The 16,278-nt window shown below is 43.0% G+C and carries 16 protein-coding genes; 14 read left to right on the top strand and 2 right to left on the bottom strand.

Going from position 1 to position 16,278, the window contains the following annotated elements; genetic code table 11:
• Positions 1–82: 82 nt before the first annotated feature.
• The gene (pth, locus tag K1F36_RS16190) at positions 83–712 is read left to right on the top strand and encodes an aminoacyl-tRNA hydrolase (RefSeq protein ID WP_220114778.1); all 630 of its coding nucleotides are present in this window, start codon (positions 83–85) and stop codon (positions 710–712) included.
• A 2-nt stretch (positions 713–714) separates the two neighbouring features.
• On the opposite strand, the gene K1F36_RS16185 is transcribed toward pth, so the two are convergent.
• Together K1F36_RS16185 and K1F36_RS16180 are read right to left on the bottom strand one after the other, a co-directional pair.
• Positions 715–1,401: a hypothetical protein gene (locus K1F36_RS16185; RefSeq protein WP_220114766.1), complete on the bottom strand. Its 687-nt coding sequence runs from the start codon at positions 1,399–1,401 to the stop codon at positions 715–717.
• On the bottom strand, positions 1,398–5,069 hold the full coding sequence (locus K1F36_RS16180; RefSeq protein ID WP_258539117.1) for a reprolysin-like metallopeptidase: 3,672 nt from the start codon (positions 5,067–5,069) through the stop codon (positions 1,398–1,400). Before K1F36_RS16180 ends, K1F36_RS16185 begins: the two co-directional genes overlap by 4 nt.
• A 181-nt stretch (positions 5,070–5,250) precedes the next feature.
• Here K1F36_RS16180 and K1F36_RS16175 point away from each other — a divergent pair, with 181 nt between their 5' ends.
• The 13 genes from K1F36_RS16175 to K1F36_RS16115 all read left to right on the top strand — a co-directional run bounded on the left by K1F36_RS16175 (position 5,251) and on the right by K1F36_RS16115 (position 16,236).
• Positions 5,251–6,180: a bifunctional riboflavin kinase/FAD synthetase gene (locus K1F36_RS16175; protein WP_220114764.1), complete on the top strand. Its 930-nt coding sequence runs from the start codon at positions 5,251–5,253 to the stop codon at positions 6,178–6,180.
• Positions 6,181–7,497 (top strand): HTTM domain-containing protein, encoded by a 1,317-nt coding sequence (locus K1F36_RS16170; RefSeq protein ID WP_220114763.1) that lies wholly within the window; start codon positions 6,181–6,183, stop codon positions 7,495–7,497. It abuts the gene before it with no gap.
• 50 nt (positions 7,498–7,547) lie between these two features.
• The gene (serS, locus tag K1F36_RS16165) at positions 7,548–8,819 is read left to right on the top strand and encodes a serine--tRNA ligase (RefSeq protein ID WP_220114762.1); all 1,272 of its coding nucleotides are present in this window, start codon (positions 7,548–7,550) and stop codon (positions 8,817–8,819) included.
• A gap of 76 nt (positions 8,820–8,895) precedes the next feature.
• Complete coding sequence (locus tag K1F36_RS16160) at positions 8,896–10,680, top strand: tetratricopeptide repeat protein (protein WP_258539116.1); 1,785 nt, start codon at positions 8,896–8,898, stop codon at positions 10,678–10,680.
• 30 nt (positions 10,681–10,710) lie between these two features.
• Complete coding sequence (locus tag K1F36_RS16155; RefSeq protein WP_220114761.1) at positions 10,711–11,028, top strand: DUF4286 family protein; 318 nt, start codon at positions 10,711–10,713, stop codon at positions 11,026–11,028.
• 5 nt (positions 11,029–11,033) lie between these two features.
• Positions 11,034–11,342 carry a gamma-glutamylcyclotransferase family protein gene (locus K1F36_RS16150; protein ID WP_220114760.1) on the top strand — a complete coding sequence of 103 codons (309 nt, stop codon included), beginning with the start codon at positions 11,034–11,036 and terminating at the stop codon, positions 11,340–11,342.
• A gap of 18 nt (positions 11,343–11,360) precedes the next feature.
• Positions 11,361–12,233: a 16S rRNA (adenine(1518)-N(6)/adenine(1519)-N(6))-dimethyltransferase RsmA gene (gene rsmA / locus K1F36_RS16145; RefSeq protein WP_220114759.1), complete on the top strand. Its 873-nt coding sequence runs from the start codon at positions 11,361–11,363 to the stop codon at positions 12,231–12,233.
• Positions 12,220–13,572 carry a magnesium transporter gene (gene mgtE / locus K1F36_RS16140; protein WP_220114758.1) on the top strand — a complete coding sequence of 451 codons (1,353 nt, stop codon included), beginning with the start codon at positions 12,220–12,222 and terminating at the stop codon, positions 13,570–13,572. The genes rsmA and mgtE overlap by 14 nt, the downstream gene beginning before the upstream one ends.
• An 8-nt stretch (positions 13,573–13,580) precedes the next feature.
• Positions 13,581–13,946: a cupin domain-containing protein gene (locus tag K1F36_RS16135; protein ID WP_220114757.1), complete on the top strand. Its 366-nt coding sequence runs from the start codon at positions 13,581–13,583 to the stop codon at positions 13,944–13,946.
• Positions 13,947–13,965: 19 nt separating this feature from the next.
• Entirely contained in the window at positions 13,966–14,898 is a 933-nt protein-coding gene (locus K1F36_RS16130; RefSeq protein WP_220114756.1) for a 2-hydroxyacid dehydrogenase, read from the top strand.
• A gap of 56 nt (positions 14,899–14,954) precedes the next feature.
• Complete coding sequence (locus K1F36_RS16125) at positions 14,955–15,413, top strand: DUF1801 domain-containing protein (protein WP_220114755.1); 459 nt, start codon at positions 14,955–14,957, stop codon at positions 15,411–15,413.
• Positions 15,410–15,796 carry a VOC family protein gene (locus K1F36_RS16120; RefSeq protein WP_220114754.1) on the top strand — a complete coding sequence of 129 codons (387 nt, stop codon included), beginning with the start codon at positions 15,410–15,412 and terminating at the stop codon, positions 15,794–15,796. The genes K1F36_RS16125 and K1F36_RS16120 overlap by 4 nt, the downstream gene beginning before the upstream one ends.
• A gap of 53 nt (positions 15,797–15,849) precedes the next feature.
• Positions 15,850–16,236 carry a YtxH domain-containing protein gene (locus K1F36_RS16115; protein ID WP_207035744.1) on the top strand — a complete coding sequence of 129 codons (387 nt, stop codon included), beginning with the start codon at positions 15,850–15,852 and terminating at the stop codon, positions 16,234–16,236.
• Positions 16,237–16,278 lie beyond the last annotated feature (42 nt).

The raw sequence follows: 16,278 nt of genomic DNA, 5'->3' as shown, positions 1-16,278 counted from the left end.
AGATTTTTATAAGAGCATCCCGTTTTTACCTTGGTAAAAATTTGGGATGCTTTTGTATTTTTGGGCAAACCATCAGCAGCTAATGCCCAACTTTATCGAAAAACTTTTTGGCAAACCAAAACAACTACTACAAGAAACCGACCCTATGAAAAAATTTTTGATCGTTGGACTTGGAAACATTGGTTCCGAATACGATGAGACACGCCACAACATTGGGTTCAAAATCCTTGATTTTTTGGCCGAACAGGAAGATTTTACTTTTGAAAGCGCCAAGCTAGGGGCCGTTGCAACGTTTAAACATAAGGGAAAAAGTGTGGTCTGCCTAAAACCATCCACCTATATGAACTTAAGCGGGAAGGCCGTAAAATATTGGATGGACAAAGAAAATATTGGTCTGAACAATATTTTAGTGATAACCGATGACATCAATCTGCCCTTTGGCACCATCCGATTAAAAGGAAAAGGTAGCGATGGCGGACACAATGGCCTTAAGGACATCCAGAACGTTCTACAAACGACCACTTACAATAGATTCAGGTTTGGTGTAGGTTCCGATTTTGGGAAAGGCCAACAAGTGGATTATGTTTTGGGCAAATGGGACACCGACCAACAAAAAGCTATGCCCGAACGTTTAAAAATATCAACCGACCTTATTCGCTCCTTTATTTTTGCAGGTGCAAAAAACACTATGAATCAATTTAACGGGAAATAAGTTTAAAGCACTTTAAAATCGAACACTGAGGATATTGAAGTGTTTCCTTCCAAATCGGTGGTAACCACCCTCCAATAATAGACTGTTCCGGACTCAACCCCAACCGGTAATTCCATAGTTGTGGCGTTGGCAATACCAACAGAGGTGGTAGGTGGATTGCTCTCCGAGAAGAAAACCTCAAAAGAATCGATATCCCCGTCAACATCGGCACCGGACCACTCCAGTAGTATTTCGTTCGCAATGCTCTTTTGTACCGTTGCTCCGGACATTGGACGTATCAATTGAGCAGGAAAAGGTGCGTAGGTGGTCTGCGCCCCTGCATTGTAGAACAACCATGTGGGACTCGATGCCACTTGGTCAGAACGAGAGTTTCGCGAGGTCACTGACCAAGCATAGGGGGTTCCCTTGGAAATGGTCAAACTCGCAGAGGTTGATGCCGTAGAAATATTTTGGGGCACATTGGTGTTCAAATTGACCACGGTGAGCGTATAACTATCCGTATTGTTGGATGCCGTCCACCTAAATGTAATCTGCGTAGCATTTTGATTGACATCCGTTCCGGTGGTACACTCAGAATTCTCTTCGGGAAATACCAACTGAGCTCCTTGTGGTGCTGGAGGAGGCCCATCGTCCCCGCCACAACCGACCAACAAAACCAAAATGAATAACCAAATTATATTTCGAATCATCTTTTTATCAGTTTGAACATTTCTTTTGCACCTGCCTTTTGTATACCTAGATAATAAATACCCTTGGGAAGACCAGATAGATCTAATTGTAAATCATCTCCCGCAACCTTTCGGTTCTCCGTTCGAACCAATCTACCATTTGATGTAAAAATCTGCACAGCTACATCGCCCTCATAACCCGCTATGTAAACCGAGGTAATGGCATCTACGGGATTTGGCGAAATTATTGGTCTTGAAGAATAGAACAGGGTTTCCTCTATCACACCTTGACAAGGCAGATTAGAATATACTTTCAGGGTGTTAGAGCCTTCTTTAAGTGCAAGCTGGACTCTTGATTCTTCAGTTTGAGTGACCAGACCATTAAGTTCCACATTATAAAGGGTGGCACCGCTCAATTCAACACTTAAAATGCCAGAGTCCATCAGCGCATTGATATCCAGCACATCTGGCTGGGAAACCATAGCATTGAAGCACACTTCCTCATACGTTATCAAACCATTGGTGCCCGTAATGCAAAGCGAATATTCACCGGAAACAAGACTGTCAAAGGTTAGGGTATCCGTAAAATCAAACGACTCTGCACCGCCAGGGCCATCCAAAACGGCCGTATAGTTAATGGAAGTATCAACAGGAACAATTGTTATGGAGCCATCGTCATTGCTTCGGCAAGTTTCACTATCTATTTCTATTTCAAAATTATCCGAAGCAAACCTATATATTGCACATCCGTTGGTATCCACTTCAACACCTTTGGGAGTTCCAAGACATAGATCGTCTCCATCATCAAAAACACCATCATCGTCTTCATCTGGTCTATAGTTCCCTTCAATACATATATCCAACGAAAAATCTATTAAACTTCCTCCATCACTCGCTGCTGTATCTTGAATTTCTAAAACCCACTGGCCCAAAATGGACTCCCCTTTTAAGGACGATAAAAAACCGATTGGAGCTACGGTTCCAGATATAGCCGGATTTCCTGAACATGCTATGGGATCCCCATCGTCATCAAAAACTGCATTTATATTTCTTAAATCACCACAGGTGTTAGAAATAAGGGTTACCCTTGTACCCATGGGAGAAATAAGGGTGACTATTAAATCCTCCAGATAGGTATGGTCCAACTGCAAGTTCACGTTTACATCGGATATCGGTAAATCTTCCACAAACAAAACAGATGTGGTAATTGTTGGGGTACCTGATGAAGATATGTTGATGGGCAAATCATTGGATTCCCTATTCTTACAATTTACTTGTGATGTTATAAAACTGAAAGGCGTGCCAAATGTTCCCGTCCCACAGCCATTGTTGGGCCTTACCCTCCAAAAATACTCGGTTTCGGCTTCCAGACTATTGGTTTTAAAAGTTGTGATAGGAGTTGATGCAGATTGTACAATATCCGCAAACCCTGCATCAGTGGCCACTTCAACATCGTAGTTAGAGTACAGGGGGTTCTCCTGCCAACTGAGTTCAGCATCCAAAGAAACCCCTACCTCACCATTGGCCGGGGAGAGCAAGGCAACATCAGAAAAAGTACCATCCTGTACGGTAAGGGAAAGAACTACACTTTTAGTAACCGATGTTGATTCGGAAGAAACCGTAATATCGTATACACCCGGAGCAATATTGTCCGTGTTGGACAGCGTCAACTCAACGGCAGTTTCATCAACACTTGCGTCAATCGGGGAAAAGTTTGCCGTTAATCCCGCCGGCACATCCACCGAAAATGTAGAATTCTCATTGAAACCTGCATAGGTTTCGTATGTAAAAGGAATTATGATGTCATCTGGTTGACATACTTCATACTCCAACGATTCAAAATTCAAGACTACTTCGGATTGCTCTATGACAAAGTTCGTGCTATTGACCGCAAAGAATATATTTTCGCTTGCCTTTACCATAATCCTCCCTGTATTTGTGGTATTTCCAGGCAAAAGGATTTCCTCCGAACCATCGTTAAGGGTGTTCTCCAAAAGTGTTATCGGAAAGGTAAGCCCCCCATCCAAAGAGAGGAATATATCCACATTTTGGGCATTAATGGGAGCAACATCAGTATTAGCAACATCCCATGTAACTTCTTGAACAGAACCCGCTTGATACACTTGAGCCTCGGTTTGGGAAGTCACCGAAAAAGGCCCTGACGCTTTTATGACCCTTACATTGAGGACATCGGAGACCACTTGCCCTCCTCCGTTTGCATTATCCCGAACGGTAAAAGCAAAACCAAGATTCCGTTCAATATCAGAAATGGTCTCCCACGCCGCCCCTACATTTGGATTGGTCTGTGTTAGGTTACCCTGTGCCACTCGGGATAGTCGTGGAAAATATCGTATTGGAGAAGTAGTTGGCCTGAGAGATCTAAAGTTGGCACCACTGGGATTGATGGAGCCAAACGACGACCTAGTGACCAGGCCATCATCTATTTGCTCCCACGTATACGTAAGCACATCGCCTACATCTGGGTCTGTGGCACTACCTTCCAAAACAAAGGCAGTACCCTTAGGGATAATATAATCGTCAACTGGGGTTACAACTGGTGGAGAATTTACCAATGCCACCGTTTCGGCACAAGAAGTCGTTTCCAAATAAGCTGAAATTTGCAGTATGCTATAAAAATGAAAATAATCATCACCATTGGCCGCCACATTATTTCCTGTAACGATGCCCGCATACCCCATTATCGTAGATCCACTTGCGGGTTCTGCTTGTACGCCGGTTCCCTCCGACTCGAAGGACCATGTATGATTAGCTCCAAATTGATGGCCCAACTCATGTGCCACAAAATCCAAGTCATATACATCTCCCTGCGGATTATTGGCCGACGAAAAAGCACTACCCTTTCTGTTATCCACACAAACGGAAGCTATAAATCCGGCATTACCATTATCTAAACCTTCTCCCACTTGATGGAAAAGATGGCCAACATCATAATTCGCCTCTCCAATCCTAGAAGTAATGGTAGACTGTACTTCGGAATTCAAACTATTTCCATACGGGTCTGTATTGGGATTGGTGAAGATAATCTCATCATTGTTGGGCACAAGCTCCAATGTAACTCCTAAATCTGTTTCAAAAACTTCATTTACGCGTGTCAATGTGGCATTGATTCCCGCCAGGGCATCGGCCACGGTACCGCCAAGTTCTTGAGTATACTCCCCGGAGGCGGAGACTGCGATTCTATACTTTCGTAGCACCTGATCATCTACCAAGGGAACAATTGTCTTGAGAGTACCACCCGATGATTTGTTTTCGGAACCAAACAAATCCTTTGCGGTAGCACAGATAAAATCCATTTTGGAAGAAAACCCATCCTCCTTATCATACACAACATAAGTGTTGGGCCTGTTGGAAACCGGCTCCATAAAAGCCGTTTTGTTATTCTGTAAATCCACAACCATAGATTGCAAGCCTTTGTGGGAACTACTCAGCTTTACCTTGTACCTACCATCCAAACTTACCCCGGTATAGGATTTTATGTTGGGATATTTTTGGGCCAGATCTGGATGCAACACCGATGTTTCCTTCAAATTGAAGGGAACAATAACACCTTCGCCGTCGGGAAGATATACTATTTTACCTACCGACTTTGCGGCGGAAAAAGATTTTATCTGGGTTGAAAAGGCCGTTTTATCCAATAACAAAACCTTTGTAGCCCCCGAAATATCCATAAGGGAAGCACTTCGTAGGCTGGACTGTTTGGGCTCTGTTTTCCAATAACCTTGCTGCCCAAAAATGCAAAAGCAGCTAAAAAATATGGTTATTGAAAAAACAAGATGTAATTTAGCTTTCATACACGGTTAGGGCATAGTATATTTTCAAATGTAAGCCTTTTTTATTTCTTTATTTGAGTTGGAAACAATCCACAACATTTCTGATTTTAAGGACATTCCGCACCACACTGTGGTGACCATCGGCACATTCGACGGTGTACATTTAGGACACCGCCAGATACTGAAACGTCTCACAAATAGTGCCAAAAACACAGGTCTTAAGTCAACAGTGCTCACTTTTTTTCCTCATCCCCGAATGGTATTGCAGAAGGATGTGGACATTAAATTGCTGAACACCCTTGAAGAAAAAAAGCAGATTCTGGAAACTTTGGGATTGGATTATTTGATCATACATCCGTTTACCAAACAATTCTCTAGACTTTCAGCTGTCGATTTCGTTCGTGACATTTTGGTGAACAACATAAAGAGCAAGAGAATCATCATTGGTTACGACCACAGATTTGGCCGCAATCGAAATGCCAATATCCAAGATCTGACCACATTCGGCAATACCTTCGATTTTGAGGTAGAGGAAATTCCCGCCCAAGAAATCGATGATGTTTCAGTAAGTTCTACTAAAATCAGAAAGGCGCTTTTGGAAGGCGATGTGGAAACCGCCAACAATTACCTGAGCTATGCCTACATGCTTACCGGAACGGTTAAAAAGGGCAAAGGTCTGGGAAGGGACTTTGGATTTCCGACCGCCAACCTTCATATTGCCGAAGAATACAAGCTCATTCCCAAAAATGGTGCCTACGTGGTCAAAAGTCAACTTAACGGGAAAGAGTTTTTTGGAATGATGAATATTGGTTTCAACCCTACCGTGGACGGTTCCCAAAAAAGTATCGAAGTCAATTTCTTTGATTTTGAGGGTGACCTGTACGATAAAAAAATCCAAGTGCAACTGTTGCACCGCATACGCGACGAGCATAAGTTCAACTCTATAGAAGAACTTAAGCAACAATTAAAAAAGGACAAAGACCATTCGTTGGACCTAATCTCCAAGTAAATGTTGGACCAATTTCTATTTAAGAAGATTGACAACGCACAACTTGTGGTTTTCCGGATATTTTATGGACTGTTGGTCAGCGCGGAATGCTATGGCGCCATAGCAACGGGTTGGGTGCGCCGAACCTTGGTGGAGCCCGACTTCACTTTTTCTTTTATCTGGTTTGAATGGTTGCAACCACTGCCAGGAAATGCTATGTACATCTACTTCGCTGTGATGGGCACTTTGGGACTTTTGATAGCATTTGGATACAAGTATCGATTTAGCGCTTTGGCATTTGCCATATTGTGGTCCGGTGTGTATCTGATGCAGAAAACAAGCTACAACAATCACTATTACCTGTTGATGCTGCTCGCCTATATTATGGCCTTTTTACCTGCCCATCGAGATGCTTCGTTGGATGCAAAATTAAACCCTGGGCTACGTTCACAATCCATGTACAACTGGGTTCGATGGATCATTATCCTTCAACTCTTTATTGTGTACACCTATGCATCCATCGCTAAACTATATGCAGATTGGCTGGATTTTAGCATGATAGACGTGCTCATGAGCTCCAAAAAGAACTATTATTTAATCGGTGATTTTTTACAACAAAAATGGGTCCATAAGATCATAGCGGTTTTCGGTATTTGCTTTGATTTGCTGATCGTGCCAGCCCTACTTTGGAAACCTACACGGAAAATGGCCTTTATATTGTCCATTTTCTTTCACCTGTTCAATAGCATCGTGTTTCAGATTGGTATTTTTCCATACCTGTCGCTAGCGTTTATCGTCTTCTTTTTTGAACCGCAGAGCATCAGAAACATCTTTTTAAGGACAAAAAAAATCATTCCAGAAACGAAGATTATCATCCCCAAAGCCAAGAATGCGATTTTGACGGTCCTTGGGATTTATTTTTTGTTTCAATTGGCTTTGCCGTTGCGACATCATTTTTTTGAGGATGATGTGCTTTGGAACGAAGAAGGCCACCGTTTGAGTTGGCGCATGATGCTCCGTAGCCGTGGAGGAAGAATCACCTACAAAGTAGTGAACTCCCAAACCAAGGATACGGTCGAAGTCGACCTGGAAAATTATCTGACCGCAAAACAACAGCAGCGAGTATCCTGCTACCCCGACTTTACTTGGCAGTTTGCACAACGCCTTAAAAAAGAATATGCCCAAAAAGGAGAGGAAATTGAGGTTTATGTGAACAACAGGGTCAAGATTAACCAAAGTCCGTATCAACAATTTATTGATCCCAATGTGGATTTGGCCAGCGTTCCATGGAAACATTTTGCCCACAACGACTGGATTCTGCCCTCTCCCAAGGAATAAAGTTGGGCACTTCTCCAGATTAAATTAAATTTGCGCCTCAAAACAAGGCCATGCTTCAATTACAGAACATCAGGGAAAACCAGGAAAGTATCATCACCGCTCTAAAAAAGCGAAACATCGATGCCGCACCTATGCTATCAAAGGTTTTGGAACTCGACGAAAAAAGACGTTCCATCCAAACCGAACTGGATGCGACCTTGGCCGAATCCAATAAGCTTTCCAAAGAAATTGGCATGCTCTTCAAAACAGGAAAAGCACAGGAAGCCAATGCCCTAAAAGAAAAAACCGCTGGACTCAAAGAAGCATCCAAAAAATTGGGTGACGATCTAAATACAACTGCCGATGAACTTCAGCAGCAATTATATTTGATTCCAAACGTGCCCCACGAATCCGTTCCAGCGGGCAGCTCGGAGGAGGACAACGAAGAAATTTTCAAGGAAGGCGACATCCCAACTTTGTTCGAAGGAGCACTTCCTCACTGGGAATTGGCGAAAAAATATGATATCATCGATTTTGAGCTCGGTGTTAAAATTACCGGGGCAGGTTTCCCCGTATACAAAGGAAAAGGAGCCCGTTTACAGCGTGCCCTCATTTCATATTTTTTGGATAAGAATGCCGAAGCAGGTTACACCGAAATGCAAGTGCCGCTTATGGTAAACGAAGACTCTGGTTATGGAACAGGTCAGTTGCCCGACAAGGAAGGTCAAATGTACCATGTACAGGCCGATGATTTGTACCTTATCCCAACGGCCGAAGTACCCGTTACCAATTTACACCGTGGCGACCTCTTGGCCGAAAGTGATTTTCCCATTAAATATACCGGCTACACCCCTTGCTTCCGTCGTGAGGCAGGTAGTTATGGGGCACACGTTCGTGGTTTGAACCGTTTGCACCAGTTTGACAAAGTGGAAATCGTGCGATTGGAGCACCCCGACAATTCATACCAAGCCTTGGATGAAATGGTGGAGCATGTAAAGAACATTCTTCGTGAATTGAAATTGCCCTATCGAATCCTTCGTCTTTGCGGAGGGGATTTGGGCTTCACTTCTGCATTGACTTTTGATTTTGAAGTGTTCTCGACCGCTCAGGATCGTTGGTTGGAAATCAGTTCCGTATCCAATTTTGAGACCTTCCAGGCCAACCGTTTGAAGCTTCGTTACAAGGATGAAAACGGAAAAAGTCAACTAGCCCACACCTTGAACGGAAGTTCGTTGGCACTGCCAAGGGTACTTGCCGGAATTTTGGAGAACTATCAGACCGATTCAGGCATCAAAATACCTGACGTACTGGTTCCCTATTGCGGTTTTGACACTATCGATTAAGGTTTAAACCATTAATTTGGATTCGGTTAACAGAATCCCCCACATTTCTGCGTTATATTTGAAAGAAAACAAGCTATTGCGACGTCTTTTATTTCTTATACTATTGCTTTCCAGTTTTATTGGAGCGGCACAAGAAGATTTCTTGGCCAAACAATACTTTCAGGATGGTGATTACGAGAAAGCATTGGTGTTCTACGAAAAATTAGTGGAGACCAATCCAAGACGCACGGATTATGCCGAGGGTCTCGTCGCCTGCTATCAGCAATTGGAACGTTACGATGATGCCGAGACGTTTTTACTTCAAAAAATAGAGGACAGCTACACTTTTCCAACCTTTTACATTGAGCTTGGTTACAATTTCACCTTAAAAAATGAAGAGGAAAAGGCAAATGCCTATTATGATAAGGCCATCAGCAAAATAGAGGACAATCCTAATTATGGCTATAGTGTTGGGTACCGATTCCAGAAATATGCCTTGTTGGACTATGCCATTCAAGCCTATAGCAAGGCGATGGAACTAAAGCCGGACCTTAACTACGATTTTCAGTTGGCGCGCATTTATGGCGAACAGGGCGATATCGCAAAAATGTATCAATCCTATCTCAATCTAATTTGGGAGGGACGTACCTCACGTGCCAATGTGCTACGAAATATCGATGATTTCATCTCCGAGGACCCATCCAACGAAAACAATGTGCTGTTGCGGAAGGTACTGCTTCAAAATGCGCAAAAAGCACCTGACATTCTTTGGAACGAACTGTTAAGTTGGCTTTTTATCCAGCAAAAACAGTACAATAGTGCTTTCAGTCAAGAAAAGGCCATTTTTAAAAGAAGCGAGGGTCAATCCGTTGACCGACTGGAAAACTTGGGAAGCATAGCTTTGGAAGATAAGGACTGGGAAACCGCCACCGAGATTTACGAATATATTGTGGACAACACCGAAAATCCCAGAACTCGACTCAATGCAGAACTCAATTTGATTGACATTGCGTTGGAAAACCCAACCGAAAAGGTTTTGGAAGATGTGGAAAAACAATTTGAAGACTTGGTGGAAACATACGGTAACCAAAGTCAAACCCTACAACTTCAGATAGCCTATGCCAATTTCCTGACCTTTAAAAAAGAAGAGCCTGAGCCCGCTATTGCGATGCTCAAGGAAAGCTTGGAACTCCCCATGGGACGGATGACCATGGCCTACGTAAAATTGGCGCTTGGGGATATCTTGGTGTTCGACCAAAGGTTCAATGAGGCCTTGATTCTTTTTACACAGGTACAAAAAAGCGTTAAAAACGATGTACTTGGCCAAGATGCCCGGTTCAAAGTGGCACAGACCAGTTTTTATAAAGGTGATTTTGACTGGGCCCTCACGCAACTTAAGGTGTTGCGCAGCTCAACCTCTCAACTCATTGCCAACGATGCCATGCAATTAAGTTTGCTGATTTCGGACAATTCATTGGAAGATTCCACACAAACCGCATTGAAAAAGTATGCCAGAGCGGATTTGCTGGCCTATCAAAATAAGAATACCGAAGCCATTGAGGTGCTAGAGGATATTTTACAAAATCATAAAGGGGAAAAAATCGAGGACGAGGCCTTGCTAAAACAAGCGGAACTCCTCGTTGAACAGAAAAACTATGAAAGTGCGGAGTTCAACTATCAGAAAATAGTAGAGTTTTATGGGGATGGCATTCTAGCCGACGATGCCCATTTTGCCTTGGGCGAACTGTACGAGAACATCTTGAACGAACCCGAAAAGGCAAAAAGCCATTACGAGAAAATCATCTACAACTATCAGGACAGTTACTATTTTCCCCAAGCCCGTAAGAATTTTAGAAGGTTACGAGGTGATGCAATCAATTAATTTTACCCTCAAAGAAAACAGAAGAAGCAAATGCTGATATACAACGTTACCATCAATATAGATGAAAGTGTCCATGACCAATGGTTGGACTGGATGAAGGACAAGCACATCCCCGATATGCTGGCCACGGGAAAATTTTCACACGCCAAAATGGTTAAGGTATTGGTAGAGGAAGATATGGGTGGAATCACCTATTCCATACAATACACCACCCAGAGCAGGGACACCTTGGAAGCCTATTACAAAGATGATGCGGAACATTTACGTGCCCAAGCACAGCGAATGTTTCCCAACAAATTCGTAGCCTTTAGAACCGAACTGGAAGTCATCAGTCAACAAATACCTTAACCATTTTGGAATATTTATTTTCCTACGGAACACTCCAGGACCATCAAGTACAACACTATATTTTTGGCCGTTTGCTCAAGGGAAAAACCGATTCCGTTTTAGGTTTTAAAAAATTGGAAAATGCCATTTATGGGCGTTACCCGTTGGTCATCAACACCAACGATCCAACGGATAAAGTTGAAGGTGTAGCCTACGAAGTGAATGACATAGACCTAAAAAAGGCGGATATTTATGAAACCAGTGCGTACAAACGCCAAAAATTTCCTTTGGAATCTGGGGATGAAGCTTGGATCTATATCGAAAATTCCAACTAACTTGCAAAAAAACCGGCCGTGTCCAAAAAGAAAAACAAGAAGTACTCCAATGGCGCCCCACACAAGAACAAATATGTGCAGGAAGATGGTGCCGTAAAGGCAAAAAAGCATTTGGGCCAGCATTTTCTTAAAGATGAAACCGTAGCTGAAAAAATTGCCCAGACCTTATCGCTGAAAGGATACAAAAATGTTCTCGAAATCGGGCCTGGAATGGGGGTGCTCACCAAATATCTTTTGCAGCGCGATTTGGATTTGGTGGCAATGGACTTGGATGACGAATCCATCGTGTACCTCAACCACAGCTTTCCCTTGGAACACGCTGCAATTTTGAAACAAAATAATCGCTTGAATGTCATTGAGGCCGATTTCCTCAAGTTTGATCTTACCGATCTGTATGGGGAGGAACAATTTGCGATTATAGGTAACTTTCCCTATAACATATCCAGCCAGATTGTATTTAAAATGCTGGAAATCCGGAAACAGGTACCCGAATTTTCGGGAATGTTCCAAAAAGAAGTGGCCAAACGTATTTGCGAAGGACCAGGGAACAAAACCTACGGAATCCTGTCCGTTTTGGTCCAAGCGTATTATGATGCGGAATATTTGTTCACGGTGCCACCCGGAGTTTTTGATCCTCCACCAAAGGTGGATTCCGGTGTGCTCCGATTGACCCGTAAAAAAGAACTCAAACTTCCTTGCGATGAACGTCTTTTCTTTAAAGTGGTGAAATCATCGTTTAACCAAAGACGAAAAACTATTCGTAACAGTCTTAAAACCTTCAACCTTTCCGATAATCTAAAAGAAGATGCTATCTTTGACCAACGTCCGGAACAGCTAAGCGTAGCTGATTTTGTAACCTTGACACAGAAGATAGCCGATGACTCCGTTTAAACTCACAGACGAACTTTTAGAAGAGATCAGGGAACTGATCGCCGAGAACAAGGACGCCGAACTTCAATTAATGATGAAGGAGTTCCACTATGCCGATATTGCGGAAATAGCGGACGAAATGGAAGTCGAGGAAGCCACTTATCTGATCAAGCTACTTGACAGTGAAAAAACCTCGGACATTCTTGCAGAAATGCACGAGGATATTCGTGAGGCCGTACTTAAAAACCTTACGGCCAAGGAAATCGCAGGAGAGCTTTCGGAACTGGACACGGACGATGCCGCGGATATCATCAACGAACTTCCAAAAGAACTCGTTCAAGAAGTAATCTCGGAAATTGAAGATCGCGAGCACGCCAAGGACATCGTGGACCTTTTGCGCTACGAGGAAGATTCTGCGGGTGGTCTTATGGCAAAGGAATTGGTAAAGGTAAACGAGAATTGGACAGTTACCAATTGTGTAAAGGAAATGCGGGCCCAAGCAGAAAATGTGACCAGGGTACATTCCATATATGTCGTAGATGAAGAAGGCAAACTAAAGGGACGTCTTTCCCTAAAAGATTTACTTACGGCATCCGCCAAAAGTCATATCAAGGACATTTATATTCCCAAGGTCGATTCCGTAAATGTCAACGAAAAAGGGGAAGAAGTGGCCAGGATCATGTCCAAGTACGATTTGGAGGCCATTCCTGTAATAGACGAAATAGGACGCTTGGTGGGCCGTATCACCATTGATGATATTGTAGATGTGATTCGTGAAGAGGCCGACAAGGATTATCAAATGGCAGCAGGTATCTCTCAGGATGTAGAAGTAAATGATAGCATCTGGATACTCACGCGCGCCCGGTTACCTTGGTTGATTTTAGGCCTATTGGGCGGTTTGAGTGCAGCGGCCATTATGGGAACCTTTGAAGATATGATCTCCAAGCACGCGGTGTTGTTCTTTTTTACCCCATTGATTGCGGCTATGGCGGGAAATGTCGGGGTGCAATCGAGTGCCATTGTAGTGCAAGGTCTTGCCAACGACGACCTCAAAGGAAGTGTTGGAAACCATTTGCTGAAAGAAATGTTATTGGCACTGCTTAACGGACTTATTTTGGCGCTGCTGTTATTGCTCTTTACTTGGATATGGAAAGGATCTTTTGCAACCGCATTGGCCATTTCGTTATCTTTAGTGGTCGTGATCGTGGTCGCTGGCCTGATAGGGACCTTTATCCCCATGTTCCTTCACAAAAGAAACATTGACCCGGCTATCGCCACAGGCCCCTTTATCACCACCAGCAACGATATTTTTGGGATCCTGATCTATTTTTGGATAGCCAAGATGATTTTGGGTATATAATTAAAGCTATGAAATCCATCAACCTAAAAGAGAAACACGCCGAGTTTACCAAACAATGGCATCCGCATCAAATTGCCATTGTTGATGATATGCAGGTACTTTTGGCCAAACTACAAGGAGAATTTGTCTGGCACGCCCACGAGAATGAAGATGAACTGTTCCATGTCATCAAAGGGACGCTCTACATGCAATTTCGTGACCGGACAGAGGTCGTAAACGAAGGTGAGATCATTGTAGTGCCCAAAGGCGTAGAGCATAACCCTATGACCAAAAATGACGAAGAGGTACATGTGCTTCTTTTTGAAAAAATGAGTACGGCCCACACGGGAAAGGTGCTCCACGAAAAGACACAAACCCACTATCCAAAAATCTAGGAGTTGTATATTTGCCCCCATGAAAGTTCTCCACTTAGACACCAATCACCCATTGCTCATTGAACAATTTGCCGAGCTCGGGTTCGAAAATCACGAAGATTACACATCCACCAAAGAGGAAGTAGAAAAGAAAATCCACGAGTACGATGGAATCATTATCCGAAGCAGATTTACCATAGACCGACAATTTTTGGAAAAGGCCACCAATCTTAAATTTATAGGAAGAGTGGGCGCGGGCTTGGAGAATATTGACACGGACTACGCCAAATACAAAAATATATTCATGGCATCTGCCCCCGAGGGCAACAGAAATGCTGTGGGAGAACACGCTTTGGGCATGTTGCTTTCCTTAATGAACCACATGGGCAGGGCCGACCGTCAAGTGCGAAAAGGCAAATGGAAACGCGAACCGAACAGGGGCGTTGAACTGGATGGTAAAACTGTCGGAATCATAGGCTACGGAAATATGGGCAAGGCTTTTGCCAAAAAACTACGTGGTTTTGATGTAGAGGTCATCTGTTACGATATTGTTGGTGGTGTAGGTGATGAAAATGCACGCCAGGTAGGAATTATGGAATTTCAACAGCGCTCCGATGTTATTAGCTTACACGTTCCACAGACTGAGAAGACCATCGGCATGGTAAATTCTGAATTTATTGAAAAAATCCATAAGCCGTTTTGGTTATTGAACACTGCACGCGGAAAATGCGTGGTGACCAAAGACCTTGTAGAAGCCCTTAAATCTGGAAAAGTGCTCGGTGCCGGACTGGATGTTCTGGAATATGAACAAAAGTCCTTCGAAAATATGTTCGCCAAAAAACCTAAGGCGTTTAAATTTTTACGAAAAGCAAAGAACGTTCTGCTCACCCCACACATAGCTGGCTGGACCGTGGAGAGCAAAGAGAAATTGGCTCAGACAATTGTTGACAAAGTCAAAGAAAGATTTTGTTAACTTTATAAACCATCCAATAGCTTTTGGCTCTGGTAGTTTTTTAAATTTTACCAGATATGCCGATTGAAGCCAAATCACTGGACGAATACATAGCAAAGCTTCCCATTGAACGACAGGAGGCAGTTTCCAAACTTCGGGACTCCGTAAAACAGAATTTGCCCACCGGATTTGAGGAATGCATCAACTATGGGATGATCGGATTCGTTGTTCCGCACTCCATGTATCCGGATGGATATCATGTTGACCCCACCTTGCCCCTCCCTTTCATAAATATTGCCTCACAGAAAAACTTTGTGGCCCTTTATCATTCAGGAATCTATGCCGACCCAAATGTGCACGAATGGTTTGTGAGCGAATATCCCAAACACGTAAAAACAAAATTGGATATGGGGAAAAGCTGTATCCGCTTTAAGAACATCAATACAATTCCTTATCAGCTTATAGCCGCTCTTTGTCAAAAAATAACTCCCCAAGAGTGGATTGCACTGTATGAAAAAAACACTAAAAAACCATGAAAAACAGAGTTACAGGATTAGGAGGGTTTTTCTTTAAAAGCAAGGACCCCAACCACATAAAAGAATGGTATAAAAATCATTTGGGATTGAACACCGACGCATATGGCTGTACCTTTTGGTGGAAGGACAAAGATGGCAACGATTGTTCCACCCAGTGGAGCCCCATGGATGAAAAGACCGAATACTTTAAACCGAGCGAGAAACAGTTCATGATGAACTTTAGAGTGGAAAATTTGGTAAAACTGCTTGAGGTCCTGAAAAAAGAAGGGGTCACGGTGGTAGGGGAAATCGAGGAGTACGAATACGGAAAATTTGGTTGGATATTGGATCCTGAAGGAAACAAGTTGGAACTGTGGGAACCTGTTGATAAAGCATTTCTGTAGCTATTGAATTATTTGCTACATTTAACCTTCATTAACCAACACATTAAATAAACATGTCAGAAGAAAAAAAAGACTTTGGAGACAGGGCCGAAGAAGCTGCTAAAGATTTCAAGGAAGATGTAAACAAAGCATTTGACCCTGCAAATCCTGAAAGTGGAAAAACAGTGGCCATTATTGCCCACTTAACTTTTATTGGGTGGATTATTGCGATTATAATGAACAGTAGTAACAAAACGGAAATTGGTTCCTTTTACATAAGGCAAACGCTAGGTATTTTCCTTCTCCTAATTGTGACCTCTTTTATTCCTTTCGTAAACCTTATCGGATGGTTATTGGGTGTAGTTCTTTGGATCGTTAGTTTGATTGGTTCCATTAACGCCAGCCATAAACCCGTATTCTTGGTAGGAGAATATTTTCAAGATTGGTTCAAAAGCTTATAATAACTTTTTAAAAGCCGGACATGATCCGGCTTTTTTCAATAT

Source organism: Flagellimonas abyssi (genome assembly GCF_019457905.1).
Classification (GTDB): Bacteria; Bacteroidota; Bacteroidia; order Flavobacteriales; family Flavobacteriaceae; genus Flagellimonas; species Flagellimonas abyssi.
The sequence above is the reverse complement of the archived record's forward strand: the minus strand, read 5'-3'. Positions and strand labels throughout refer to the sequence as shown.

What these genes read in the sequence shown, in the direction of transcription:
- K1F36_RS16180 (WP_258539117.1), bottom strand. Translation starts at nt 5,069, where the DNA reads ATGGATATTTCGGGGGCTACAAAGGTTTTGTTATTGGATAAAACGGCC.
- K1F36_RS16125 (WP_220114755.1), top strand. Translation starts at nt 14,955, where the DNA reads ATGCCGATTGAAGCCAAATCACTGGACGAATACATAGCAAAGCTTCCC.
- mgtE (WP_220114758.1), top strand. Translation starts at nt 12,220, where the DNA reads ATGACTCCGTTTAAACTCACAGACGAACTTTTAGAAGAGATCAGGGAA.
- K1F36_RS16120 (WP_220114754.1), top strand. Translation starts at nt 15,410, where the DNA reads ATGAAAAACAGAGTTACAGGATTAGGAGGGTTTTTCTTTAAAAGCAAG.
- K1F36_RS16155 (WP_220114761.1), top strand. Translation starts at nt 10,711, where the DNA reads ATGCTGATATACAACGTTACCATCAATATAGATGAAAGTGTCCATGAC.
- K1F36_RS16135 (WP_220114757.1), top strand. Translation starts at nt 13,581, where the DNA reads ATGAAATCCATCAACCTAAAAGAGAAACACGCCGAGTTTACCAAACAA.
- serS (WP_220114762.1), top strand. Translation starts at nt 7,548, where the DNA reads ATGCTTCAATTACAGAACATCAGGGAAAACCAGGAAAGTATCATCACC.
- pth (WP_220114778.1), top strand. Translation starts at nt 83, where the DNA reads ATGCCCAACTTTATCGAAAAACTTTTTGGCAAACCAAAACAACTACTA.
- K1F36_RS16115 (WP_207035744.1), top strand. Translation starts at nt 15,850, where the DNA reads ATGTCAGAAGAAAAAAAAGACTTTGGAGACAGGGCCGAAGAAGCTGCT.
- K1F36_RS16185 (WP_220114766.1), bottom strand. Translation starts at nt 1,401, where the DNA reads ATGATTCGAAATATAATTTGGTTATTCATTTTGGTTTTGTTGGTCGGT.
- K1F36_RS16130 (WP_220114756.1), top strand. Translation starts at nt 13,966, where the DNA reads ATGAAAGTTCTCCACTTAGACACCAATCACCCATTGCTCATTGAACAA.
- K1F36_RS16170 (WP_220114763.1), top strand. Translation starts at nt 6,181, where the DNA reads ATGTTGGACCAATTTCTATTTAAGAAGATTGACAACGCACAACTTGTG.